General features: G+C 61.6%; 27 protein-coding genes. 18 read left to right on the top strand and 9 right to left on the bottom strand.

Annotated elements, in window-relative coordinates; translation table 11 throughout:
- Positions 1-21: 21 nt before the first annotated feature.
- Complete coding sequence (locus tag RDL77_RS11450; protein WP_223611417.1) at positions 22-1,557, bottom strand: helicase HerA-like C-terminal domain-containing protein; 1,536 nt, start codon at positions 1,555-1,557, stop codon at positions 22-24.
- A 273-nt stretch (positions 1,558-1,830) separates the two neighbouring features.
- On the opposite strand from RDL77_RS11450, the gene RDL77_RS11445 reads away from it, so the two are divergent.
- Positions 1,831-2,193 carry a hypothetical protein gene (locus tag RDL77_RS11445; RefSeq protein WP_105737238.1) on the top strand — a complete coding sequence of 121 codons (363 nt, stop codon included), beginning with the start codon at positions 1,831-1,833 and terminating at the stop codon, positions 2,191-2,193.
- 182 nt (positions 2,194-2,375) lie between these two features.
- Here RDL77_RS11445 and mctP read toward each other — a convergent pair whose 3' ends face one another.
- Both mctP and RDL77_RS11435 read right to left on the bottom strand, forming a co-directional pair.
- A complete protein-coding gene (mctP, locus tag RDL77_RS11440) occupies positions 2,376-3,848 on the bottom strand; it encodes a monocarboxylate uptake permease MctP (protein ID WP_223611418.1) in 1,473 nt (490 codons plus the stop codon).
- Complete coding sequence (locus RDL77_RS11435; protein WP_223611419.1) at positions 3,838-4,035, bottom strand: DUF3311 domain-containing protein; 198 nt, start codon at positions 4,033-4,035, stop codon at positions 3,838-3,840. Before RDL77_RS11435 ends, mctP begins: the two co-directional genes overlap by 11 nt.
- 339 nt (positions 4,036-4,374) lie before the next feature.
- Here RDL77_RS11435 and RDL77_RS11430 point away from each other — a divergent pair, with 339 nt between their 5' ends.
- Together RDL77_RS11430 and RDL77_RS11425 are read left to right on the top strand one after the other, a co-directional pair.
- Complete coding sequence (locus tag RDL77_RS11430) at positions 4,375-5,853, top strand: DUF2778 domain-containing protein (protein WP_288192904.1); 1,479 nt, start codon at positions 4,375-4,377, stop codon at positions 5,851-5,853.
- Between the two features lie 343 nt (positions 5,854-6,196).
- Complete coding sequence (locus tag RDL77_RS11425) at positions 6,197-7,726, top strand: ABC-F family ATP-binding cassette domain-containing protein (protein ID WP_288192903.1); 1,530 nt, start codon at positions 6,197-6,199, stop codon at positions 7,724-7,726.
- Between the two features lie 41 nt (positions 7,727-7,767).
- Here RDL77_RS11425 and RDL77_RS11420 read toward each other — a convergent pair whose 3' ends face one another.
- On the bottom strand, positions 7,768-9,723 hold the full coding sequence (locus tag RDL77_RS11420; protein ID WP_288192902.1) for an elongation factor G: 1,956 nt from the start codon (positions 9,721-9,723) through the stop codon (positions 7,768-7,770).
- A 202-nt stretch (positions 9,724-9,925) separates the two neighbouring features.
- A complete protein-coding gene (locus RDL77_RS11415) occupies positions 9,926-10,135 on the bottom strand; it encodes a cold-shock protein (RefSeq protein ID WP_162700345.1) in 210 nt (69 codons plus the stop codon).
- Positions 10,136-10,366: 231 nt separating this feature from the next.
- Here RDL77_RS11415 and RDL77_RS11410 point away from each other — a divergent pair, with 231 nt between their 5' ends.
- A complete protein-coding gene (locus RDL77_RS11410) occupies positions 10,367-11,575 on the top strand; it encodes a TIGR03862 family flavoprotein (RefSeq protein WP_288192901.1) in 1,209 nt (402 codons plus the stop codon).
- Here the strand turns inward: RDL77_RS11410 and RDL77_RS11405 are convergent.
- Positions 11,503-12,720 (bottom strand): MFS transporter, encoded by a 1,218-nt coding sequence (locus tag RDL77_RS11405; protein ID WP_288192900.1) that lies wholly within the window; start codon positions 12,718-12,720, stop codon positions 11,503-11,505. The genes RDL77_RS11410 and RDL77_RS11405 overlap by 73 nt on opposite strands.
- A 106-nt stretch (positions 12,721-12,826) precedes the next feature.
- Here RDL77_RS11405 and RDL77_RS11400 point away from each other — a divergent pair, with 106 nt between their 5' ends.
- Positions 12,827-14,320 carry a PLP-dependent aminotransferase family protein gene (locus RDL77_RS11400; protein ID WP_288192899.1) on the top strand — a complete coding sequence of 498 codons (1,494 nt, stop codon included), beginning with the start codon at positions 12,827-12,829 and terminating at the stop codon, positions 14,318-14,320.
- Positions 14,321-14,753: 433 nt separating this feature from the next.
- Here the strand turns inward: RDL77_RS11400 and RDL77_RS11395 are convergent, their stop codons facing one another.
- Complete coding sequence (locus RDL77_RS11395) at positions 14,754-14,894, bottom strand: hypothetical protein (protein WP_223611426.1); 141 nt, start codon at positions 14,892-14,894, stop codon at positions 14,754-14,756.
- Between the two features lie 383 nt (positions 14,895-15,277).
- Positions 15,278-16,042: an SDR family oxidoreductase gene (locus RDL77_RS11390; RefSeq protein WP_288192898.1), complete on the bottom strand. Its 765-nt coding sequence runs from the start codon at positions 16,040-16,042 to the stop codon at positions 15,278-15,280.
- A gap of 227 nt (positions 16,043-16,269) precedes the next feature.
- Here RDL77_RS11390 and RDL77_RS11385 point away from each other — a divergent pair, with 227 nt between their 5' ends.
- From RDL77_RS11385 to RDL77_RS11365, 5 genes are all read left to right on the top strand, one after another.
- On the top strand, positions 16,270-16,449 hold the full coding sequence (locus RDL77_RS11385) for a hypothetical protein (protein ID WP_223611428.1): 180 nt from the start codon (positions 16,270-16,272) through the stop codon (positions 16,447-16,449).
- 40 nt (positions 16,450-16,489) lie between these two features.
- The gene (locus tag RDL77_RS11380) at positions 16,490-17,338 is read left to right on the top strand and encodes a class I SAM-dependent methyltransferase (protein ID WP_288192897.1); all 849 of its coding nucleotides are present in this window, start codon (positions 16,490-16,492) and stop codon (positions 17,336-17,338) included.
- Between the two features lie 131 nt (positions 17,339-17,469).
- Positions 17,470-17,859: a DUF930 domain-containing protein gene (locus tag RDL77_RS11375; RefSeq protein WP_223611430.1), complete on the top strand. Its 390-nt coding sequence runs from the start codon at positions 17,470-17,472 to the stop codon at positions 17,857-17,859.
- A gap of 163 nt (positions 17,860-18,022) precedes the next feature.
- A complete protein-coding gene (locus RDL77_RS11370) occupies positions 18,023-18,352 on the top strand; it encodes a hypothetical protein (protein ID WP_288192896.1) in 330 nt (109 codons plus the stop codon).
- 74 nt (positions 18,353-18,426) lie between these two features.
- Positions 18,427-18,678 (top strand): GlsB/YeaQ/YmgE family stress response membrane protein, encoded by a 252-nt coding sequence (locus RDL77_RS11365; RefSeq protein ID WP_288192895.1) that lies wholly within the window; start codon positions 18,427-18,429, stop codon positions 18,676-18,678.
- A gap of 197 nt (positions 18,679-18,875) precedes the next feature.
- On the opposite strand, the gene RDL77_RS11360 is transcribed toward RDL77_RS11365, so the two are convergent.
- Positions 18,876-19,253, bottom strand: coding sequence for a nuclear transport factor 2 family protein (locus RDL77_RS11360; RefSeq protein WP_288192894.1), 378 nt, complete (start codon positions 19,251-19,253; stop codon positions 18,876-18,878).
- Positions 19,254-19,497: 244 nt separating this feature from the next.
- On the opposite strand from RDL77_RS11360, the gene RDL77_RS11355 reads away from it, so the two are divergent.
- From RDL77_RS11355 to RDL77_RS11320, 8 genes are all read left to right on the top strand, one after another.
- The gene (locus RDL77_RS11355) at positions 19,498-19,923 is read left to right on the top strand and encodes a hypothetical protein (RefSeq protein WP_288192893.1); all 426 of its coding nucleotides are present in this window, start codon (positions 19,498-19,500) and stop codon (positions 19,921-19,923) included.
- Between the two features lie 67 nt (positions 19,924-19,990).
- Positions 19,991-20,503, top strand: coding sequence for a hypothetical protein (locus RDL77_RS11350; RefSeq protein WP_288192892.1), 513 nt, complete (start codon positions 19,991-19,993; stop codon positions 20,501-20,503).
- A gap of 108 nt (positions 20,504-20,611) precedes the next feature.
- Positions 20,612-20,875: a hypothetical protein gene (locus tag RDL77_RS11345; protein WP_223611436.1), complete on the top strand. Its 264-nt coding sequence runs from the start codon at positions 20,612-20,614 to the stop codon at positions 20,873-20,875.
- Between the two features lie 313 nt (positions 20,876-21,188).
- Positions 21,189-21,533 carry a hypothetical protein gene (locus tag RDL77_RS11340; RefSeq protein WP_288192891.1) on the top strand — a complete coding sequence of 115 codons (345 nt, stop codon included), beginning with the start codon at positions 21,189-21,191 and terminating at the stop codon, positions 21,531-21,533.
- Between the two features lie 84 nt (positions 21,534-21,617).
- A complete protein-coding gene (locus RDL77_RS11335) occupies positions 21,618-21,932 on the top strand; it encodes a cupin domain-containing protein (protein WP_288192890.1) in 315 nt (104 codons plus the stop codon).
- A gap of 199 nt (positions 21,933-22,131) precedes the next feature.
- Positions 22,132-22,362 carry a hypothetical protein gene (locus RDL77_RS11330; protein ID WP_204276690.1) on the top strand — a complete coding sequence of 77 codons (231 nt, stop codon included), beginning with the start codon at positions 22,132-22,134 and terminating at the stop codon, positions 22,360-22,362.
- Positions 22,363-22,413: 51 nt separating this feature from the next.
- Entirely contained in the window at positions 22,414-22,980 is a 567-nt protein-coding gene (locus tag RDL77_RS11325) for a GNAT family N-acetyltransferase (protein WP_288192889.1), read from the top strand.
- Between the two features lie 184 nt (positions 22,981-23,164).
- On the top strand, positions 23,165-23,512 hold the full coding sequence (locus tag RDL77_RS11320) for a hypothetical protein (protein WP_288192888.1): 348 nt from the start codon (positions 23,165-23,167) through the stop codon (positions 23,510-23,512).
- The last annotated feature ends 64 nt before the right edge of the window (positions 23,513-23,576 follow it).

Raw genomic sequence — 23,576 nt, 5'->3', positions numbered from 1 at the left:
GCCTTGTCCGCTGTCGTAACTCTAGCGCTTGCTCAGGCTTCCCAGGATGCCGCGCACCAGCGCGCGGCCGAGCGAGCTGCCCACCGAACGGACCACCGATTTCATCGCCGCTTCCGCCACCGTCTGGCGGGCACGGGGCTGGCCGCCGCGCGGGCCCGGCGCGCTGCTGCCGCCGCCCAGAATATCCGGCAGGCGCCAGCCGCTGGTGCTGTCGGCTTCCTGTTCCTTCGTGGCTGCAGCTTCCGCCTGTCCCTGTGCCGCCTTTTTCTGCAGGACCTCATAGGCGGATTCGCGATCGATCATCTGGTCATACTGGCCGGCAACCGGGCTGGCATTGATCAGCTTCTGCCGCTCGTCAACGGTCAACGGGCCGATGCGTCCCGCGGGCGGGCGGATCAGCGTGCGCTGCACGACGGACGGCACGCCTTTTTCCGCCAGGGTCGACACCAGCGCTTCGCCGGTGGACAGGTTGGTGATCGCCGCGAAGGTGTTGAAATCCGGATTGGGGCGGAAGGTATCGGCCGCCGTCTTCACCGCATTCTGCTCGCGCGGCGTATAGGCGCGCAGCGCATGCTGGACGCGGTTACCGAGCTGGGCCAGCACGGTTTCCGGCACATCCAGCGGGTTCTGCGAGATGAAGTAGACCCCGACCCCTTTGGAGCGGATGAGGCGCACCACCTGCTCCACCCGGTTGAGCAGGGCTTTCGGGGCCTCATTGAACAGAAGATGCGCTTCATCGAAGAAGAAGACGAGGCGCGGCTTTTCCGGATCGCCGATTTCAGGCAGTTCCTCGAACAGCTCCGACAGGAGCCAGAGCAGGAAGGTGGAATAAAGCCGCGGATTCATCATCAGCTTGTCGGCGGCCAGCACGCTGACCACGCCGCGGCCATTGGTGCTCGTGCGCATGATATCGGCGATGCGCAGGGCCGGTTCGCCAAAGAATTTCGTGCCGCCCTGCTGCTCAAGCACCAGGAGGGAACGCTGGATGGCGCCGACGGACGGCTTGGTGACATTGCCGTAGCGCGCGGAAATTTCCTCGGCACGCTCGGCGATATTGACCAGCAGAGCCTGCAGGTCCTTCATGTCGAGCAGCAGCAGCCCCTCTTCGTCGGCGATCTTGAAGGCGATGTTCATCACGCCTTCCTGCGCTTCGGTGAGGTTCATCAGGCGCGAGAGCAGCAGCGGCCCCATTTCGGAAATGGTGGCGCGGATCGGATGGCCCTGTTCGCCGAAAATATCCCAGAAAATAACCGGCGACGCCTCGAGCGCATAGGGGTCGAGCCTGACCTCCGCCGCCCGCTTGACGAGAAAATCCTTTTCCTCGCCCTTCGCGCCGATCCCCGACAGATCGCCCTTGATGTCGGCACAGAAGACCGGAACGCCCGCACGTGAAAAACCTTCCGCCAGAACCTGCAGCGAGACGGTCTTGCCCGTCCCTGTCGCGCCGGTGATCAGGCCGTGGCGGTTGCCGTATTTCAGCAGCAGCGCTTCGGCCTGCTGATAGCTGTCATCCGGTTTGCGGCTCGCACCAAGGAAGATACTGTCGTCAGCGGCCATGGGGGGTGATCCTCTTCACTGTGGTGTTTCTGCCATCCGATATAAAGGCCGGATGCCCGGGGGACAATGCCTTGCAGCCGGGACTCATGCATAAGATTGCAAGGCGGCGCTGAAATTGCTGACGTTTTTGTGTCATCTTCCCGTGCCACAACGGGAGCGGCGCCGCCTGAAAAACGTCATGCCGGCTGATCCAGATTGACGCAGTGGCTTGCAAGGCGGATGATATCCGCATATTACGTAAACGTAATTCATGACAGACGGGAGATTAGGCTCATGGACGAACTTATCGCGCGCATTACCGCCAATGTCGGCACCGATCCGGAAACGGCAAAGAAGGCCGTCGGCCTCATCCTCGCTTTCCTGCAGAAGGAAGGCCCGGCCAAGGCAACCGACCTGATCAGCAGCATCCCCGGCGCGGACGCGGCCATTGCCGACGCCAATTCCGGCGGCGGCTTCCTGTCCGGCCTGATGCCCGGCGTCATGGGCCTCGGCTCCAAGCTGATGGGCGCTGGCCTCGGCATGAGCGAAATCTCCGGCATTTCCAAGGAAACCATTGCCTTTGCCCGTGAAAAGGCCGGCAGCGACGTGGTGGACGAAGTCGTCAATTCGATCCCGGGCCTCAGCCAGTTCGTCTGAGACGCACGGCGCGGCCGCTCACGACCAGCATGTCAAACGCGCGCCTCCTGGCGCGCGTTTTCGTTTGGCAATTCCCTCATGGTTCGACAGGCTCACCATGAGGGAGGTGATTTGATTGCAGCCCACAAGCTTCCCTCATGGTGAGCTTGTCGAACCACGCACCGCATATTCCGCTCTTTACCTCACGCAGGCTTTCGCGCCGGGACCGTGACGAGATTGACCAGCACCGCCACGACAACATTGGCAGCCAGCGCCAGCAGCCCGATATAGACCGTGAACGGAGCGCCGCCGAGGCTGATGGCCTGCAGCGGTTTCAGGCCGTTGATCCACACCAGATAGGTGCCGCCGCAGAAGCCGACGAGCCATCCGGCCAGCAGGCCCGGTGCACGGAACCAGTTCGAGTAGAGCCCGAACACCAGCGCCGGAAGTGTCTGCAGGATCCAGATGCCGCCGAGCAGCTGCAGGTCCAATGCAAACTGCGTCGGCAGGAAGGCAATGACCAGCAGCGCGCCGATCTTGATAATCAGCGATGTCACCTTGGCGACCTTCGCCTCCCCCGCATCCGTCACCTGAGGATTGACATAGGCCTTCCAGAAATTGCGGGTGAAGAGGTTGGAGGCGCCGATGCTCATGACCGCGGCGGGAACCAGCGCGCCGATGGCAATGGCGGCAAAGGCAAAACCGGCGAACCAGCTGGGGAACAGGGTCTGGAACAGCGCCGGAACCACCTGGTTCGGGCTGGAGACGTTGAGATGGGCGGCGTGGCCCATGTAGCCCAGCAGGGCAAGCAGACCGAGGAGCAGCGTATAGGCCGGCAGCATCACCGCATTCTTGCGGATGGTGTTGCCGCTGTTGGAGGCAAAGATGCCGGTCAGCGTATGCGGATACATGAAGGCTGCCAGCGCCGAACCGAGCGCCAGCGTCGCATAGGCCACATACTGGTTGCCGCCGAGCAGCAGATTGCCCGAGCCCTTGGCCTTGAAGGCGGCATCCGCCGAGGCGAACACATTGGCATAGCCGCCGAGTTTCGACGGGATCAGCGCCACCGCGGCGATAACAGCGATATAGATCATGATGTCCTTGACGAAGGCGATCAGCGCGGGCGCGCGCAGACCCGCCGAATAGGTGTAAAGCGCCAGGATGACGAAGGCGACCGCCAGCGGCAGCTCCCCGGTCAAGCCCAGAGCCTGCAGCACGGCAGCCATGCCGACCAGCTGCAGCGCGATATAGGGCATGGTTGCGATCACGCCGGTGAGCGCCACCGCCAGTTCCAGCCCGCGCGAGCCGTACTGTCCGAATACCACGTCGCCGGCAGTCACGTAGCCATTGTCCTTGGCCCGTTTCCACAGGAGCGGCATGACCATGAAGACGAAGGGATAGACGATGATTGTGTAGGGCAGCGCAAAGAAGCCATAGGCGCCGACCGCATAGACCAGCGCCGGAACCGCGATCACCGTATAGGCGGTGTAGAAATCGCCGCCGACGAGAAACCAGGTGATCCATGTGCCGAAATTGCGGCCGCCCAGGCCCCATTCATCGATATGCGCCATGGTCTTGGGCGCCCGCCAGCGGGAAGCAATGAACCCGAGCACCGTGACAAGGGCGAAAAAGAAGACAAAAACCGAAACGGCAACCGGATCAAGATTAGTCGTCATAGCGCACACTCCGGTAGACGATCCACGTCACGAAAGCCGTCAACGGCACAAAAGCCAGCTGATACCAGTAGAAAAAGGGGAAGCCGAGCAGTTCCGGTTCGCGGGAATTATAGAAGGGAACCCAGAGAAGTCCGATGTAGGGAATCGCAAGTAGCCATAATATGGCCTTTTTTGAACCGTTTTCCATGGATATGTCCTCTCGAAATTAACTTTTGAGGAAAGATGAAACCCGAGGGTTTCATTAATAGGCTCCGCCATTATTTGCGCAAGACGCGATCGGTGCGGGCAGCGCGCGGATATGGTTGCAAACGCGCATTATCAACAATGTTCTTTTCGGCACTGTGGCAATTCGTGATCAACAAGACCCCGATACATAAAGAAATTAGTAACCAAGATTCTTCATGCTCCCAGGCAGTCGGCAATTGACGCCAGACACGCGTGTTCCGTGCCTGATGGTTGGTATTGGCCGTGGCGGACCCCTTCGGGGCAGTCGCAGGTTTGAGTAAGCGTTTGGAAAAAGAGTACGATGGCGTTCGCGACCGATACATTCAGGCAGGCTGGTTCCTTTAACCCTTCGGCCTTTCGCGTGGGCAAACCGCGCGGTGCGCTTGTCAGCGCGCTGGCCATCGGCGTCGGCATTGCCGCCACCGTGTGGGTTCTGGCAACCGTGAGCACGACGCAGAAAATGGTGGCTTCCCTGGGTGCAAGCCCGGCGGTGCTGCACCATGGCGCCCATGCGCTCGACAGCATCGCGCTTGTCGACCCGAACGATCAGAGGGTCCGCAGGCCAAGCAGCGCCGCACTCGCAGCACTCAATCCCGAATTGCGGCACCGCATTCCCCACGGCACACCGACGGAAGCCAGAAACGCCAATACAGCGGACCGCGTCGTGGTCAGCCATGACGATGCCTTCGCCGAGCCTGCATCCGCACTGGTGATGCTTGAGACATCGCCATTGTCCGAATCCGACGTCACCGCGCTTCTCAACACGCCATCCGGACCGGTCGACGCCGAGGTGCAGAACGCAATCCGCGCCGCAATGGTGAACAGCGCCCTGGCGCTGGCAGCAAATGGCAGATCCGCGCCGGCGCTCGACAGCAGGCCGGTTGGTTCCATACCGCTGCCCGCCAACGCCCCCGACCGGGAAAAGCTGGAGATCGCCGCCGCAGGCGCGGCCCTGGCCACGGCATCGGACAATCCGTTCAACGCCCAGCCTGATCTCGTGGACAAGCGCCGCCACGAACCGGAAATACCGATCCTCGCCAGCTACGCACCCTCTGCAACCGAGAGCAACCCGATGATGGGGCCGCTCGCGCCGGACCTTGAAGTCGCCGTGCCCGTGCCGGAAGATGCGCCGGACAGAAAGACCGCCAGCGTGGCACCGGACGACGCGGCCTCATCCGATGATACGCAGGACACGGTTGACGTTCCCTTGCCCTCGAAGCGGCCGAAACTGGCTGCCGGGACCACTCCTGCAGCCCCCACCGCCCCGGCAAAACAGCGGCCTGACGTGAAGATGGCTTCAATCCGCCCGGATGATGCAGCCATCGAAGCCATGCCCAGATCGAAAAGCCTGTTCGGATCGCTATTCGGCGGGTCGCGCAACGGTGTCGCTGTCTATGACATCTCGGCGCGCACGGTTTACCTGCCCAATGGCGAACGGCTTGAAGCGCATTCTGGCATGGGACATATGCTGGACAATCCTCGCTATACGCGCGAGTCGAACCGCGGGCCGACACCGCCGCATACCTATAATCTGACCATGCGCGAACAGCTTTTCCACGGCGTCGCGGCGATCCGCCTGACACCGGTCGATGGCCGCAATGCCTTCGGCCGCAACGGCCTGCTCGCCCATACCTACATGCTGGGACCGCGCGGCGATTCGAACGGATGCGTGGTTTTCAAGGATTATCGCCGCTTCCTCAAAGCGTTCCAGCGCGGTGAAGTCTCGCGTCTCGTGGTGGTCGAACACCTGCCCTCGTCGTCGCGCATCGCCACGCGCTAATGTTTTATGCCAAGGCAATAGACATTTATTGCGACTGGTGTTATTGAGCACACAGCTCAATTCAGGAAAGGAGGGCTGCGCATGAATACGTTCTTCCGGCATCATCGCCAGCGTGGCCCCGTCAACGCCCTGCAGATACGTTTGCAGGGCTGACCGGAAACAGCTTTCCATACCCATTCCAGGTCTGCCCTTCGTGGTCACGCAGCGTCTGCTCGCTTTTTGAGCGGCCTTGCGTCTCTTCACAACCCACCGAGCCAATACGGTTACCTCACCGTTTCGTGCACCCGACGACAGCAGAAGAGAACTGCGTCGCAGCACATGGCCCGGCAGACCAGAGAATAAAATGGCACTGATCAATGTAAGAAACCTCGGCGTCACCCTTGGAGCCCCGCTTTTCACCAACCTGAGTTTTGTCGTGGGCGCGGGTGACCGGCTCGGCGTCGTTGCCGCCAATGGCCGCGGCAAGTCCACCCTGCTGCGCTGCCTCGCGGGAACGCTCGATTCCACCACCGGCGACATCACCCGCACGCGCGGCCTGCGTATCGGTTATGTCGAGCAGGCCGTACCGGACGCTCTTCTCGGCACCACCTTCTATGACATGGTCCTGCAGGCCTTGTCCGCCGAACAGCAGGAGACCGAAAGCTGGCGCGTCGATGTCGTGCTCGCCTCGCTCGACGTGCCGGATGTCTTGCGCGAGCGCACCGTCGGCCAGCTCAGCGGCGGCTGGCAGCGGCTTGCGCTGATTGCCCGCGTCTGGGTGACCGACCCCGACGTGTTGCTGCTGGACGAGCCGACCAACCATCTCGACCTTGCCAAGATCGCGCAGCTGGAAGACTGGCTGAACAATCTTCCCCGCGATGTACCGGTGGTGATCTGCAGCCACGACCGGGCCTTTCTCGATGCGACGACCAACAGGACCCTGTTCCTGCGGCCGGAGAATTCGCACGCCTTCGCCCTGCCCTACACGCGGGCCCGGGTGGCGCTTGACGAGATCGACGCGGCGGAAGCGCGGCGCTACGAGCGGGACATGAAAGTGGCACAGCAACTGCGCCAGCAGGCGGCCAAGCTCAACAATATCGGCATCAATTCCGGCAGCGACCTGCTGGTCGTGAAGACGAAACAACTGAAGCAGCGGGCGGAAAAGCTGGAGGATGCCGCGCGGCCCGCCCATCAGGAACGGTCAGCCGGGGCGATCCGGCTTGCCAATAGCGGCACGCACGCTAAGGTGCTGGTGACGCTCGACGATGCCTCCGTTGAGACGCCGGATGGTACGCTGCTGTTCAAAACCGGCAGGAAATGGATATGCCAGGGCGACCGGATCGTGCTTCTGGGTGCCAACGGCACCGGCAAGTCACGCCTCGTCGGCATGATCCGGCGCGCCATCACCGATCCGCTGAGCTTGCCGGACACCGTCAAGGCGACACCCTCGCTGGTGCTTGGCTATGGCGACCAGGCGCTGGCCGACCTGCCGGACCGCGACACGCCGTTCGACACGATCAGCCGGCGGTTCGATATCGGCGACCAGCGCACGCGCACCCTTCTGGCCGGGGCCGGACTTGGCATCGATATCCAGAACAAGCCCAATAGCGTGCTGTCGGGCGGGCAGAAGGCGCGGCTGGGCATGCTGGTGCTGCGGCTGGCCAATCCGAACTTCTTTCTGCTAGATGAACCGACCAACCATCTGGATATTGACGGGCAGGAAGCGCTGGAATCCGAACTGATGGCGCATGAGGCCAGCTGCCTGCTGGTCTCGCATGACCGCAGCTTCGTCCGGGCGGTCGGCAACCGGTTCTGGCTGATCGAGAAACGGCGCCTCGTTGAGGTGGAAAGCCCGGAAACGTTCTTCGCTTCCGTCAGCGGCCATCAAGACTGATACGATACCGGGCCGTCTCGCCGAGGCGGCCCGGTGCCGGTTCAATGGGCGTGCGCGGCCTGCGCCGTGACGATGGCGTCGGCCTCCTTGCCGTAAAGCTCCTCGAAATGATCGAAGGCCTTGGAAAAGCTGCCGATGCCCTGCGTGGCGGAGCGCAAGGCCCGCCCCAGTTCATCCAGCGAACTGCCGGGGATCATCGCCCGGAAAACGTCCCAGCCCTTGGTGTTGTCATCCCGGTCAAAACCCAGAACCTGTCCCTTGAAGGCGGATACAATAGGCACGAGATTGCCTGAGTAGACCGATGGTATGTGAATTTCGATGCGGAAGACCGGCTGCATGAGCACGGCCGAGGCTTCCGACAACGCCTGCCGGACACCCATTTTTGCCGCCGCGCGGAAGGCAAATTCCGAACTGTCGACCGAATGGTGCTGGCCATCGGTCAGCATCACGCCGACATCGATGACAGGAAGGCCGAGCGGGCCCCGCTCCATCGCTTCGCGCGAGCCCGCTTCCACCGCGGGGATGTAGTTGCGCGGCACCGCCCCGCCCTTCACCGTTTCGCCAAAGGAAAAGCCCTCGCCGCGCCCGTTGGGATGCACGCTCAGTTTCACGTCGGCAAACTGGCCGGCACCACCGGTCTGCTTGCGGTGGCGGTAGTGAACATCGGCGGGTTTGGAGATCGTCTCCCGGTAGACCGGACTTGGCATGCGGTCGGTGACATTGACGTGGAAGACCTCCGCCAGGGTTTTGCACAGGTCGCGCAGATGCACCGGCCCCTGCACGCTGACAAGCTGGGCACCGGTGCCCTCTTCCTGCGCCACCTTGAGCCCGCGGTCCGTTTCCACCAGTTTCGCCAAAGTTTCGGAAAGCTTTGTTTCGTCCCGCTCGCTTTCGGGAACGAGAATACGCTCCAGCATGGGTGTGGGCGGTGTCGTCCATTCCGGCGCCGCTATGGCCGCTTCCACTGTCAGCAGGGACGGCACCGGCAGATGATCCGACTTGACGGTGCTGAACACATCGCCCGGCGCTGCGGTTCCCGACACCGTGGGGCGCCCGGTTCCAGGGTCCTGCACAGGGCCAAGACGCCCGCCGCCCAGAAGCGCGCCCTGTTTGAGACCCTCCTTCAGCGCGCGCACCAGCACGGTCTTGCCAATGTTCTGGCGGTGATAGGCATGAAAACTGACGGCTGCCAGTGCGTTTTCCGGCGTGCTGTTGGCCGCGGCAAGGCGCTTGCGCAGGGCATCGACCGGCGGCGCTTCATGGCGCAGGGCTTTCATCAGGCGCAGCATGCCGTTGCTGTGGCTGGCCGCGCCAAGCAGGACCGGAATGATCTTGTTCTCCCGCAACACGCGTGACGAGATGGCAAAGACGGCGTCACTGGGCGGCTCGCGGTCTTCGATCAGCTCTTCCAGCAGCCAGTCGTCGAATTCCGAGAGATGTTCGAGCAGCTCGGCGCGCGCCTCGTGTTCCCGTTCAAGCTCGCTTTCCGGTATGGCGATCAGGGCGGATGTCTGGCCTTCGCGATAACGCCAGGCCCGTTCCGAGATCAGGTCACAGGTGCCGACGATCTTGTCGCCTTCGCGGATCGGAATCTGCCGCAGGACAAGGGAATGGCTGCAATAGCCCTGCAGCGAGGCAATGACATCGCGTATCCGCCCTCGCGGTTCATCGATGCGGTTGACGAAGACGATGCAGGGCGTTCCCGACGCCTCTATGACCCTGAGGTACGGGGCGGCGAGCACCGCCTCTTCCGGCACGGGCGAGACGCAAAGGATACAGGCATCGCTGGCAATCAAGGCATCCTGCGCGTGGGCCAGGGCTTCATTGCCGCCCGGCGTGTCCAGCGCGCACCATGCCTCGTTTCCGAAGGTGAATTCCGTCAGATTAAGCCCATAGGGCGAGACCGACTTCTTTGGCGCGCCCTCCAGCGCGCCGAGTTTTTCCACGAGCGTGGATTTTCCGGTCTGCGAGGGCCCAAGTACCGTAAAGCAGCGCATTCGCGTCCTCCCCTGCTACGATCATAGTCTCGCCTGACAGGATGCCTCAACACGGCCAAAAGCGCCAGAGTGCGGTTGTTTTTCTTGGTTTGGCGGCGCTTTTCCAGCCATGCAAACGAAAACAGGCCGGACTTTCGTCCGACCTGTCTCATTCCGGTCTGTCATCGCGGACCGCCATGACGGCGGTCCCGCTGGCGACGCTTTAAGCGGCGCTCAGCTGATCCGCTGACATTTTGCCCGACTTCTTGTCGCGCACCAGTTCGTAATTGATTTTCTGGCCGTCGTTGAGATCACGCAGACCTGCGCGTTCAACTGCAGAGATGTGTACGAATACATCTGCACCGCCATCTTCAGGCTGAATGAAGCCGAAGCCCTTTGTAGAATTAAACCATTTAACTGTGCCTGTGGCCATAATGAACCTCCGTAGGGCAGATGTATCGAGTGTCGCGCATAGCGCACGACGCACCCTTGTAGCGATTTTTTATAGAAGCCGTAAAGCCCATATGCGTGAAAGTGTTAACGTGTCTTGCAACTGTTTTATTACAATGGCGCGCCGCGGCCAGTTTCCCCGGCCGGATGGCCTTGCACTTGCGGCGCGTCCGCGCCATGAGTGGGCGCAGGGTTTCGGGCGTCGGACAGACATATGCAGGGTAAGAAAATAGCGATTATCGGCGGCGGCCCCGCCGGGCTCATGTCGGCGGAAATGCTGTCCGGCACCGGGCACGCCGTGACCGTCTACGACGCCATGCCGACCGTCAGCCGCAAATTCCTGCTGGCGGGAAAATCCGGCCTCAACATCACCCATTCGGAAGATTATGACCGCTTCGTCACCCGTTACGGCGCCGCATCGGCGCGGTTGCGCCCGGCACTGGACGGGTTCACACCGGCCGATGTGCAGCGCTGGGCGGCAGATCTTGGCACGGAAACATTCACCGGATCATCCGGCCGGGTTTTCCCGACGGCAATGAAAGCCTCGCCGCTGCTGCGGGCCTGGCTGCGGCGGCTCGAGGCGCGCGGCGTCCGTATTCTGACCCGGCATCGCTGGACGGGCTTTGCCGAGAACGGCTTCGCCTTCGACACGCCCGAAGGCCCCAGAACCATCGATTGCGATGCCGCCCTGCTGACACTCGGCGGTGCAAGCTGGCCCCGCCTCGGTTCCGATGGCGGATGGACGGCCTGGCTGAGCGGGAAAGGTGTCGAGATCACCGCGTTTCGTCCGGCCAATTGCGGTTTTGACGTCGCATGGGACGATGGGTTCACGCAGCGGTTTGCCGGCCAGCCGGTAAAATCCGTCACGGCGACGTCGGATGCCGGTACATTTCCCGGCGAGTTCGTCATCACCCGGAACGGGATCGAAGGCAGTCTGGTCTATACCCATGCGGCCAGTCTGCGCGACCGGCTTCAAAGCGAAGGCAGGGCCGCCCTTACGCTCGACCTCGCGCCGGGCCGGAGCATGGAAAGGCTGGCAAGGGACCTGGCACGGCAGGACAGCAAGGCCAGTTTCGCCAATCGCCTGCGCAAGGGCGCCGGCATCGACGGCGTGAAAATCGCCCTGCTGCGCGCGTTCGCACCTCCCGCGGCTCTCGCCGATCCGGAAAAGCTGGCGCGGCAGATCAAGGCCACGCCGCTGGCGGTCTTGCGCCCGCGCCCCATCGCCGAAGCCATTTCCTCGGCGGGCGGCATTTGTCTGGACGCCATCGATGACGGATACATGCTCAAGGCGCTGCCGGGCGTCTTCGCCGCCGGGGAGATGCTGGACTGGGAGGCACCGACCGGCGGTTACCTCCTGACCGCCTGCTTTGCCACCGGCCGCGCCGCGGCACGGGGTATGGAAGCCTGGTTGAGCCGGTAGGCAATCTGGCCCGTCCACATGGCAAGCGCCAGCTCTGCCAGGCCACACGCCAGGATCAACAGCAAAAGCCCGTTCTTGCCCGCATGAACCAGCATCCAGCCGCCGACCGACGGAAAGCCGAATACCCCGACAAAATAGGACAGGACGAACCATGTCAGTGCGGCAGGCCGCTGTTCGGCGGGCGAGTCGTTGACCGCCTGCGTCTGAATGATCGAGTAGACGAGCCCATAGCCGATCCCGAGCAGCAGCGCGGCCAGCACGTGAAACATGGCAGTCGCCGGAACGGCAAACATGGCAATGATGCCAAGGACCATGATGAACAGGAGGACTTGCGCACTGATTTCCTTGGGTGCCCGGTTGACGAGTGGTGCCAGCAGCCAGCGCGACAGGACAACCGTAACCGCATAAATGGCAAAGAACGTGCTTGCCCGTGCCGCGGTACCGGCGACCAGCGCGGTCTGGAATGTCAGGATGCCGGAGAAGACGCAGGCGCCAAGGGCAACCATGACAATGGGATAGATCGCCGCCGTGCGGCTGATGGCAGGAAAATCGCGCAGCCACCGGCGTGAACCGCTGGCCGGGTGCAATGCCACAGCCACCCGCTGGAAGGCCGCAAGCAGGACCGCGGCAGCAAGGGCAATGCCGCCGACAATCAGGAACGTCGTGACTGTCGCAAAATGCAGCGTGCGGATGGCAAAATCCGCCAGAATCGGACTGCCGCCGATGCCGGCCATCTGGAACGCGCCGAACCGGGTGAACCAGAGTGCGCGATCCGCATCATCCGTTCTTTCAATGACCGCCATGGGCGCCGCGAGATAGAAAGTGCCCCAGCCCAGGCCGATGAGAAACCCGCCAACGGCGATCAGCGGCGTGATGGACGTCAGCAGCGCAAGGAGAACAAAACCCGCCGCGACGCTCAAGGCGCCGCAGGCCGCCAGATTTGCCGCACCGGCCCGGCCGGAAAACCAGCCGACAAGCGGCACGCCGACGAAGGTACCGGCCATGGCCGCCGCCAGTGCCAGGCCCGTATCGACTTCATTGCCGCCGAGCGTGTGGAAATAATCGTTGAGCAGGAAGGTGGCGCCATAACCGGCGGAGGTCAGCAAGGTGCCGAGGAACAGAAAAATCGCAGTGGTGAAGCGCATGGTCTTGACTCGCACGAGGAGGAATAAGTGGCTTCATAAAATCTGCAATCCTGTATAAAATACAGGTCCACTTCACGCCGCCCGCGTGGACCACTTGGGAGAGGAAATGGCCGTTCCACGCAAAATGCGCCGGCGTGAAAGTCCCGTGCATTCGTTCCAGCCGTTCATTGACAGGGACGTGGCCTCGCCCGTGGCGCGCCAACTCTACCTGTCGCTGCGCAAGGCAATTCTGACCGGCCAGATCCATCCCGCGTCGCGCCTGCCGTCGACGCGCCTTGCCGGCATGGAATGGGGGCTTTCGCGCGGCGTGGTTGCGGAGGCCTATGACATCCTCATCACCGAGGGGTATGCGCGCGGCGTGCACGGTGCGGGCACATTCGTTGCGGCCAGCATTCCTGCCCGGCAGCAGCCGCCGAAAACACCCCAGACGGAGAAACCGGCGGAGCGCACCATTTCCGCAGCCGCCCGCCGCGCCCTCGCCAGTGCCGGCAGCTTCGATACCAGCACACAGGTGCCGTTCGTCACCGGCCGCGTGGTGCACGACGAACGGACGAGCGCGCTGCTGCGCAGGCTTTCGGCCCGTCATCTGAATTTCAGCCGCGACCATTATCGCCATGTGCAGGGCCAGGAGGAGCTGCGCGAAGCCATCGTGGCCTACCTCACCGCTTCGCGCAGCGTGCGTTGCGACGCCAGCCAGATCTTCATCACCTCAGGCACACAACAGGCCATCGATCTGGTGGCCCGGACCCTGGTCACGCCGGGTGACCGGATTTTGATGGAAGACCCCTGCTATCCCGGTGCCCGCCACGCATTCGCGCTGCACGGCGCCGAGCTTGTCGGCGTTGAAGTCGATGACAATGGCTTGCAGACAGCGCTGCTGCCTCCGCTATCCGGCCAGGTGCGTGCAGTCTATGTGACACCGTCGCATCAATATCCGGCAGGCGCAGCCATGTCGCTGTCGCGCCGCCTTGCGCTGCTCAATTGGGCGCGCGACAATCACAGCTGGATCATCGAGGACGATTACGACAGCGAGTTCCGTTATGATGGCCGGCCGCTGGCTTCGCTCCAGGGGCTGGACGAAAACGAACGTGTCATCTACCTCGGCACGTTCAGCAAGGCGCTTCTTCCGAGTTTCCGTGTCGGCTACGCCGTTGTGCCGCATGATCTCGTGCCGGCGTTTGCAGCCATACGTCCATTCTTGGACCGCTTCCCGCCGCCTTTCCAGCAGAGCGTTCTGGCGGATTTTCTGGCGGAGGGCTATTTTTCCAGCCATCTGCGGCGGCTGCGGGAGAGCTACCGCAAATCGCGCGACCTGCTGGTTGCACTGCTGCAGGAGCAGGTTGCCGATCACCTGACGGTCGCGGTCCCGCACCAGGGCATTCATCTTGTCGGCCGCAGCACCGGAACGTGGCAGGCAGATCGGGTAGTTGCGGCGGCCTGTGCCGCTCGAGGGGTCAAGGTGATGCCGGTTTCGCCCATGCATATCTCAGCATTGCCGCGCCAGGGTCTGCTCCTGGGTTTTTCGGCGCTGACATCCGGTGAAGCGGAACCTGCCACGGCGCGCCTGCGGGCGGCACTCGATGAAGTGGCTACCTGTTGACCACGAGCATCTTCATCCGCATGCGCCGGCGCAATCGCCGCATGGCGGCCTGAAAATGGGCGTGGGCCATTTCACTGCACCCCTGCGCCCGGACACATATCTTGTTCCTGTGGTTTTGCGGATCGACGTAAGTAATCCTGGCACGCACAACCATACTATCCTCACATTGTCTCATGACATTGTATGAGAGATGCTGGTTATGCGCTTTTCCGGTTATTTTTAGAATAGCTCTATTGTGAGTAACGTTAACAGCGCCGGTGCAGGCAATACTGCCTCTATAGACCCAAGAGATGGGAGGAGGCTCGACAACAGCTAATTTCGAAGGACTGGCAGCCGTCGAGCCCCATGCTGGCCCCACGACAAACCAGCGCCGCCATGGTGATCCCCGGCGCGGCGCGGGTCAAATTACAAATCGGCAATGAAACCTGTCGGGTTAGATAAACAGCTTGAACGCAACCGGTATCGCAACGCCAACCATGAAGATTGCCAGAGCACAGGTGCGGCAGACGAAATCGGTCCAGATGCTGTCGTTGTCATTGTCGCTTATCATCGGATCAGCCTTCACATCCAACATGGAATATACGCCCTCCAAGGCTTCAAGAATAAGCCTGCATGCTTAACGACCTGTAAATGCGGTGCGGCGGCTGGAGAAAACGTGCCTGCCGGCCACTGCCCGAACCGGCAGTGGCCAGATGATGGAAGACAAAACAGAGAGATTGTGAGGCTCGACACCGGCCATTGCATGTCACTACCATGGAGAGCACCGAGCCTCTGCCAACAGTCGTTCCATATGCGGCCTGGGCACTTTCGTCTTTGGGGGACCAGTTCGACAGATCGCATACTCACCATCAGCATGCTTACATTTATTGAACGGAACAGGGTGTCAATGGAATAGGTAAATGTACCCAGAAATGTCCGTGAGCCAGTGCGCGCCGTCACCTCAAACGACGCCCGGCACTATGTCCGGTTGATCGACACGCCACCATCGACCAGCATGGCCGTGCCCGTGGTGAAGCTGGAGGCATCCGAGGCAAGATAGAGCACGGAACGGGCTATTTCCGCTGGTTTTGCCAGCCGCTTGAGCGCATGCATCCCTTCGACAAAGGCACGCTTTTCCGGCGTGTCGATCCAGGCTTCAGCCATAGCCGTATCGGTACCGCCCGGCAGCAGTGCATTGACGCGAATACCCTGCGGCCCGAATTCCACCGCCAGCGTCTGCACCAACCCGATAAGCCCCGCCTTGCTGGCCGCATAGGCGGCCGTGCCGGGCATGCCGGCGGTATATCCGACAAAGGTCGACGTGAAGATCAGCGACCCGCCACCCCGCCTCTGCATGGCGGGCAACTGATATTTTGCCGCCAGGAAAGCCGATGTCAGATTGATGTCGATGGTCTCCTGCCAGCCGCCAAGCGAAACATCCGGCGTCGGGCCCATTTCGCCATTGGTCGCGGCATTGTTGAAGGCGATGTCCAATCCGCCGAATTTTTCTTCGGCCAGCTCCACCAGCGCCCTGGCATAGGCGGCATCGCCGACGCTGCCCGCGAGCGCCACGGCCTCACCGCCCTCGCCGGCAATCTCCGCCACCAGTTTGTCCAGTTCATTCCCGCGTCGCGCGGCAACGACCACACGGGCGCCTTCCCGCGCCAACAGCTTGGCCGTTTCGTAGCCAATGCCGGAGCTGGCACCGGTGACAATGGCGGTTTTTCCATTCAAACTATGCATATCATCGCCTCTTGGATCTCAACAAAGCCGGCATGACGACCACACCAGCGCGGCCATCAATGGCTTTCGCGCCCGCACCGCGCCACCCGAAACCTGCGGGCTCCGCCCCCTCGCCTTGACGGCTCATGACTTCACTCCCATAATTGTGCCATGCAACCAGACACTCCCCGGCTTCGACTGCGCCAATGGCGTGCGAAAGATCCTGCGCCTAAGGCCGGAGAATCCCCATGAGCAACGAACAGACCTGCCATGTCGCCGTCAGCCAGAAGAATGATACAAGCTGGTATTATGTTCTGGTGATCGATGGTGACGCCGGCCCGCAGATCGGTCCCTACAGGACCGAGCAGGAAGCCCGCAGCGCCGGCGAAAAGGAACTTGCCGATCTCGATCTCGGCGCGGAAGAATGATCGCGGAGCAGTGACGCGCCCGCCAACAGCAAGGATTCCCATGTCAGATCCCCATGCGAGCCAACCGGAGACAGGGACACCGGGTGTTTGGGACGACAGCCGGTCGCACAACTGGATCGTCCTGCAGGATGCACTGGAACGGATGCTCGGCCCGATCGGCGATGCGGCGATCAAGGCGCTCGCACCGCGGCAGGGCAAGACCTTCCTGGATGTGGGCTGCGGCTGCGGCCGCACATCGCTGGCGCTGGCCCGTGCCGCCGGGCCGGATGGCAGCGTCACGGGCGCCGACCTGTCCCCGTCAATGCTGGCCACGGGCCGCGCCGAGGCGGCCGCCGAACGCCTCGGCAATGTGCGTTTCATCGAGGCCAATGCGCAAACCCATGACTTCGGCCCGGCCCGGTTCGACGGCTTGTTCTCGCGCTTCGGCGTGATGTTCTTTGACGATCCCGTCGCGGCTTTTGCCAATCTGGCCAAGGCGCTGAAACCGGGCGGGCGGCTTGCCTTCGCCTGCTGGCGCGACCGGCGCGAGGTGGAATGGTTCGAAATGCCGATCCGGGTTGCAAGCCGACACCTTCCCGCCCCCGATCTGCCGGGCCAGGGGCCGGGCGCATTTTCGCTGGCAAGGCCGGAGCGTATTCGCTCTGTCCTGACAGCGGCCGGTTTTTCGGACATCGGTGTCGCGCCGCTTGATCTGACGACCGGCGGCGGCGACATCGACGAAGTGCTGAGCATCCTCAAGATCGGCTTTGTCGGCGAGCATATCAGGCAGTTTCCCGATGGGGCAGAGGCCGCCTGGGAGGCCATCCGGCGCGAACTTGCCGCCTATGCGACACCGGACGGCGTCTTCATCGGCACAGGCACATGGATCGTAACGGCGCGGCGGGCATAAGTTTTTGACATTCCAGCCGCTTTGGGCAAATTTCCTCTCCCCGCGATTCGACAAGCAGGCCACCGCCTGATTCCTCAACATCGCTGCCAAGGGCACGGCCCGCCGGCAGATAGAGAAGGCTGATCCCATCCATGAAAAAGCCAACGCTGCTGTTCGCCATTCTTGCCGTGTCCCTGCAATCCGCAGCTGCCATGGACACGAGAATGGAAACCGGCCTCGAGAAACTCGATCCGCAGACCCGGCTCGAACAGCGCTGCGATGTGGAGGCGATGGAGCGCATCCGCAAGGACCAGAACGGCTACAATCCCGACAAGGTGCTGGCCTACGCCTTTGCCGACCCGAAAGTCGACCAGCACGCCATCAAATCGCGCGGCGCGGCCTTTCGCAGCCGGGGCGAATGGTATCACCTGGCATTCAAATGCGCGACGAATGACGACAATATGGAAATCGTCGCTTTCAAATACCGCATCGGTGAAAAAATCCCCAGGAACGAATGGGGTCAGCACTATCTGGTGCCCTGACCGCATCTTCGGGCAGCAGCGTGCCGGGCGCGTCCGCCGCAAACCGGGCAAATAAGTTACCTCGGCCCATAATTTTGCAATGCTGTGGCAATGGTACACGCCGATTGCTGTTGCGGACCGATGCTTCCCGCCACTCCCATCGCATCGGTTCCGGAGAACCACCATGCGACGATTCTGCCATGCCCTGCTCTCGGCCACCCTCATGATGAGCCTTGCTCCCGCCATGGCGGCCCAGCCGCCGGCCCTTTTCGTCCAGTACGACACGGACCCATGCACCGATGGCCGCTACAGCGACGGCAAACCGCGCAGCTGCCGTGAACTCCTGCGCATGCTCGAGCGCCGTGACCGCTATCGGGAACGGCGGGAGCGCTACGACCCCTGCACCGACGGCCGGATCAGCGATGGTCGCCCGCGCAGCTGCCGCGAGATCAGGCGCTGGCTGCGTGAACAGGACGACGAGGACGACTGGCGGCCGGGCAAACAGTGGAAATAGATTTTGCAGCGCGGAACAAACGGCGCGATCCGCCGTTTGAATGATCGAGAATGTTCACAACGGAGGGTATTGATATGGGAACTGCAGGCGTGGGCTGGATTGCAGCCATCATTATCGGCGGACTGGCCGGCTGGCTGGCCGAGATGTTCATGAAGAGCGACACAGGCATCGTCATGAATATCGTTCTGGGTATCGTCGGCGCGGTTCTTGCCAATGCCATTCTATCGGTGTTCGGCATCGTTCTGACCGGCTGGATCGGCTATCTCATCGCCGGATTCATCGGTGCCTGCATTCTGGTCGGTGTCGGGCGAGCCATCCGCCGCTGACATCCGCTGCCCGGCCGGTTGCGCGTGACCGGGCAGTTTTGACGATTTCAGCCGTTTGCCGAAGCGATAACCCGGCAAATGGCGGTTTTCGTTGTGCCTTCGGGTGTCGGCCTGTCGAGGCCCGTGCGTGCCAATGCTTGCCACAATCTTGGGTAGCAAACAATCCACCTGTGCGGCGTTGAAGCTGCCGGGACGGATCAGACAAACAGCCTCGGTTCGCCCATTTTGAACCACGCCTTGGCGATCTTGCCATTATTGATTTCATAGATGGCAAGGACATCCACCTCGCCCGGCCCCTCGGGGAAGGTGCGTGTGACCGTTTCCTGGTCAACGACCATCGTTCCGACCGCCATGCGTTTCAGCAGCTTGCCCTGCAGATCGGGTTCCTGGAAGCGCACGATATGCCGCGCGCGGATTTCCGCCGCACCATTGGCCAGCAGCTGATCGGGAAATGCGTAGTATTGGCAGTCATCGGCCCAGAACCGCATGAATGCATCGATATCGCGCGCATTGTAGGCTTCGAGCTGCCCCTGAACGGGGCGCGTCGCGTCGCTGGTGTCCACGTTTGCATTCATGTCGGGCATTTCCTTGCGCCTGGCTGTTTCTCCCGTGCGATACGGGCATGGGGTCGTAGCAAATCCGGCCCGGTGCAGGAAGACGCGAAAGGGAATTTTAAAGCGCTTGATGACAGCCGTTCGCGCTTGCGCGATGCCGGGAAAAGCCCCATGAGATCAATGCCAAGATGATCGTTGCAAAATCGTCCATAAGGGGTGCGGCAGTATCGCGATCCATCCCGACAGGTTTGACCGGAGGGCCCGCATGCAATACCGCTTACTTTATCTCCTGCCCGCCAGCTTTTTCATTCTCGCCGCCCAAGGCAGCCAATCATGGGCCGATGGTGACACGTATACAGCCTACAGCAACACGGCCCAAAGCATCACCGGCGATATAGAAATGGACGATTTCAGCATTACCTTTGCCAATGGCGAGGCGCTGGCTTTTTCGTCGTTGCTCGGCGACCACTTCATTGTCGACGGAAAGAGTGTCAACGCATCGGTCTACAAGGTCGAAACCCCTGCGGATCCCGAACTCGAAAACGGCAACAGGCTGTGCGGCTCCGGCGATGTTTCCTATGTCGCCACCTGGGGCGCCGGCGAAGGACTGACGGAGGTTGCCGTGTTCACCGGCGACAAGGCGCCGGCCAGCAACAGCGATATGTGCGCCTCCTATATTTATCAGGATTAGCAGACGTTCTTGCTTTCGCCGGAACAACGCGATTGATTGACCCGGTGAAAACATGCAGGGGACACTCATGAGTTTGTTGGCCTGGACCGATGAGCGCTGGTACACACTTCGCAGCGGCTATCGTGATCTCTACAACCCGTCCGATGCGCTTCAGGCACTCGAACAGGGGGATTTCACCCTCGCCTGGGACGAATTGTGGGAAAACCTGCACCATCACGGGGATGTGGACACGGCTGCCTATGCCGCCGTCCCGGAAATCGTGCGGATCGCCTGGCAGCTCAAGCTCAGGGATTGGAACGCCTTTGCCCTTGTCGCCACCATCGAAGCCGCCCGCCTGAACAATGACCGCAATCCCCCGATCCCGGAATGGCTGATGGATGCCTATGAACGGGCGTGGGTCGATATGGCCACCCTTGCATTGCACATCTATCCGAAAGCCGAAGACCCGGCCCTGGTGACAAATCTCCTGTCGGTCCTGGCATTTGCCAAGGGAAACAGGACCATTGGCACCTTTGCGAAGGATCTGACCGAGGACGAACAGCGCACTCTGCCCGGGTGGCAAGCCGGCGATTCGCCCTAGGATTGCAACAGTGTGTTCCCGGCGCCGCCGAACCTAAAATTTTTGTCATGTGGGAACCGGGCGCAAAGCCAATGTATTGTTGTCGTGTCAACAGCTCAGAGGTTCAACATGAAAAGCCTGATACTTGCCACAGCGATTGCCGTTACATCCCTGATGGCGTTCAACGCGCCGTCCGAAGCGGCCCCGCTCTCCGTACCGCTGGTCCAGACCACCAGCCCTTCCGGCACGACGGGCAGCGTTGTCCAGAACGTCGATTACCGGCCGGGCTACCGGCGTCACTATCGCCGGTGGAATCGCCACTGCTTCGTCCGGACGGAACGGCACCGTGTGCATGGCCGAATCATCGTCAGAAAGGTCCGCGTCTGCCGCTGATTTCCATCTGACCCAAAACCCGGCAAGGCCGTCCTGCCGGGTTTTTTCTTGTCTGCATCGCCCATTCGGCACGCGCCGGCGGACCGAATTTGACCTGCGACCCGATTGCTGCCAAAAAACTGTTCCACAGTCACATCGACGTCACAATGGAGATGCCTGATGAGACACAAATGCCTTGTGATCGGCGTGCTTGTTCTTATGTTTGCCCTTCTGGGAGCCCTTGCGCTGTTCTCAAAGAAACAAGCCGGGCCCGGCCAGATACCGCCCCATTCCCTGCAGGATCCCCTTCGCGCTCCCTGAGATCATCGTGTTCATGGCAAGCATCCGTCTGAAATGGCTGGGATATTTCATACTGGCTGCAGCATTGCCGCTGGCGCTTCTGGCGGGCGGACTACCCGTCAACGAATACAAGGCGCAGGGCATCGACGGCGTGGATTGCGACGGTCCGCTTCAGGTGCTCTTCTATGCCGTGCCGGCCCTGCTGGTGTATGGCACCGGCCTCGCGCTGCATGCCAGAACGCTGCGAAAGCCGTTCAGTCTGGCCGTCGCGCTGATGTGCGCCGCCCTGTGCCTGTTCGCCGGACTGAATGCGGCAGCGGCACTGCGCGAGCAACGGCAGCAGGACCGCACGGCGGAAACCTGCAGCCTCGGACTGTGACAACAGGTCAAGCCACTTGCATTCCCGCCGCGGGCAGGATTGGATCGGCAACGAAAACTGCACCATCAATCGGGAATATGACAATTGGCCTTTCAGTGCGATCTGCCCGCAATACCGACCGTTCAGCAAGACGATGATGCCGTGCGCATAACCCGCTGGGATTTTCAGCCCGGCGCCGTCACGGGCTGGCATGAGCATGGATGGCCTTATTTCGTCGTCATGCTGGTGGATGGAACCCTGCGCATTCACAACGGAACCGATATCACCGACGTGCCGCTGGCCACCGGCCAGTCCTATCAGCGCCCGTCCGGCATCAAGCACGATGTCATGAACGGTTCCCCGCATGCGATTGCCTTTGTCGAGATCGAGATCAAGAAGCCGGAAGCGCTCATCGCCTAGCCCTGAATTTTCCGGATCTTGCCCCCCTTCCGGGGAAGAAATAGGGCGATAGCCAGCCTGCCTGCCATAGGGTACCGGTATCCCCTGACCGCGCGCGCGATTAACAGGTTATCCACAGCGCCGGTTTTTCGCCGCTTGGCATTGCTGCCGTTTGCCGTAAAATCGGTGCTCGCAAGTCAATGAGCACCAGGAGCAGACCGTGATCGATCCATCTGATGTCAATCGCGACGCAGAAACAATCGTACTCACCCTCGACAACAATCTGGCTTCGACAGAGCACAAATATCCAAGTGTCGATCAGGCGTGCATGGCCATTCCCCAGCTTCGGGACGTGTCGAGAATTTACATCAACGGCGATACGCCCATCGAGGCGACCGAGTTCGTGCAGCTGTGCGCCGTACTCGACAAGGGATCGGCCATCCGATCCTGACCGGCCGCGGCCCGCTTGATGAGCTTCAATCGGGCGGATAGGTTGCTGCGCATGATCACAGACCGCACCGCACCCGCCATCGACGACATCGCCACCGCCCGCCTCACCCTTCGGCTCATGCCCGCCGATGCGGTCACCGCCTGCCTGGCTGGCGATCTCGCCCACGCCAGCCGCATGACCGGAACATCCATACCGCACGAATTGCTTGAGGACCCCGGCGCTCTTGAAGCTGGCCAGATGCGTCTGGACGAAGACCCGGATTATCTGCCGTGGTCCGTGCGGGCGATCATATTGACCGCGGAGCGGCGCATGATCGGGCACATCCGGTTTCACACCCGGCCCGATCCCGATTATCTGCAGTCCCATGCGCGCAATGCCGTCGAGTTCGGCTATCTCGTCTTCCGAAGTGACAGGGGCCACGGCTACGCTTCCGAAGCGGCCAAAGCCGTCATGGAGTGGGCGCGCGATGTCCATGGCGTCCAGCATTTTGCCGCCTCCGTATCGCCGGACAACCCGCCCTCCCTTCGCATCGTACAGCGCCTGGGCTTTGCCAAGGTCGGCGAGGAAATGGATGAGATTGACGGGATCGAATATGTTTTCCTGCGCGCGGCGCGTTGATTTTCACGCGGTGGCCTTACGCCGACTTTCTGTAGACAACACAATAGATTACCGGAACAGCTGAATTGTGACTGTTCATCCGGCTTGGCCGTATAAAATCTACTGGAACAGAAGAAGAATTTAAGGAACCATTCACGGCTGAACTTGTTTGAGTAAACAAGTACGATGTTCGGGAGTACATCCGATGTCTATCAAGTCTCTTATCGTCGCAGCCGTGATCGGCTTTTCAGGCCTGGCGCTGTCCGGGTGCGTCGAAGGCACCTATTACCAGGGATATAGCGGCTATGGCGGTTATTATGGCGGCTACGGCGGCTACTATGATTCGGTCTATTTTGGCGGTCCGCGCTATGGACGCAGCTATTACGGGCGGAACTATTACCGCCGCGATTATGGCAGGCGCCACTGGGACTACCGCGGGAATCGTCCGGGTTGGAATGGGCGTTCCGGAATGGCACGGTCAGACGGCCACCGGGTCTTCATTCCCCGCTACCGGACCAGCAATGACGGCGGTCCCGGCCGGTCACATCAATAACCGGATCGAGGCTGCTGCCGGCCTCGTCGATCCTGCGGAAAGCAGGGATTTACCGGTCCGTCAC

This window comes from uncultured Phyllobacterium sp. (assembly GCF_902479695.1).
Lineage (GTDB): Bacteria > Pseudomonadota > Alphaproteobacteria > Rhizobiales > Rhizobiaceae > Phyllobacterium > Phyllobacterium calauticae.
This window is presented reverse-complemented; position numbering and strand designations above follow the sequence as displayed.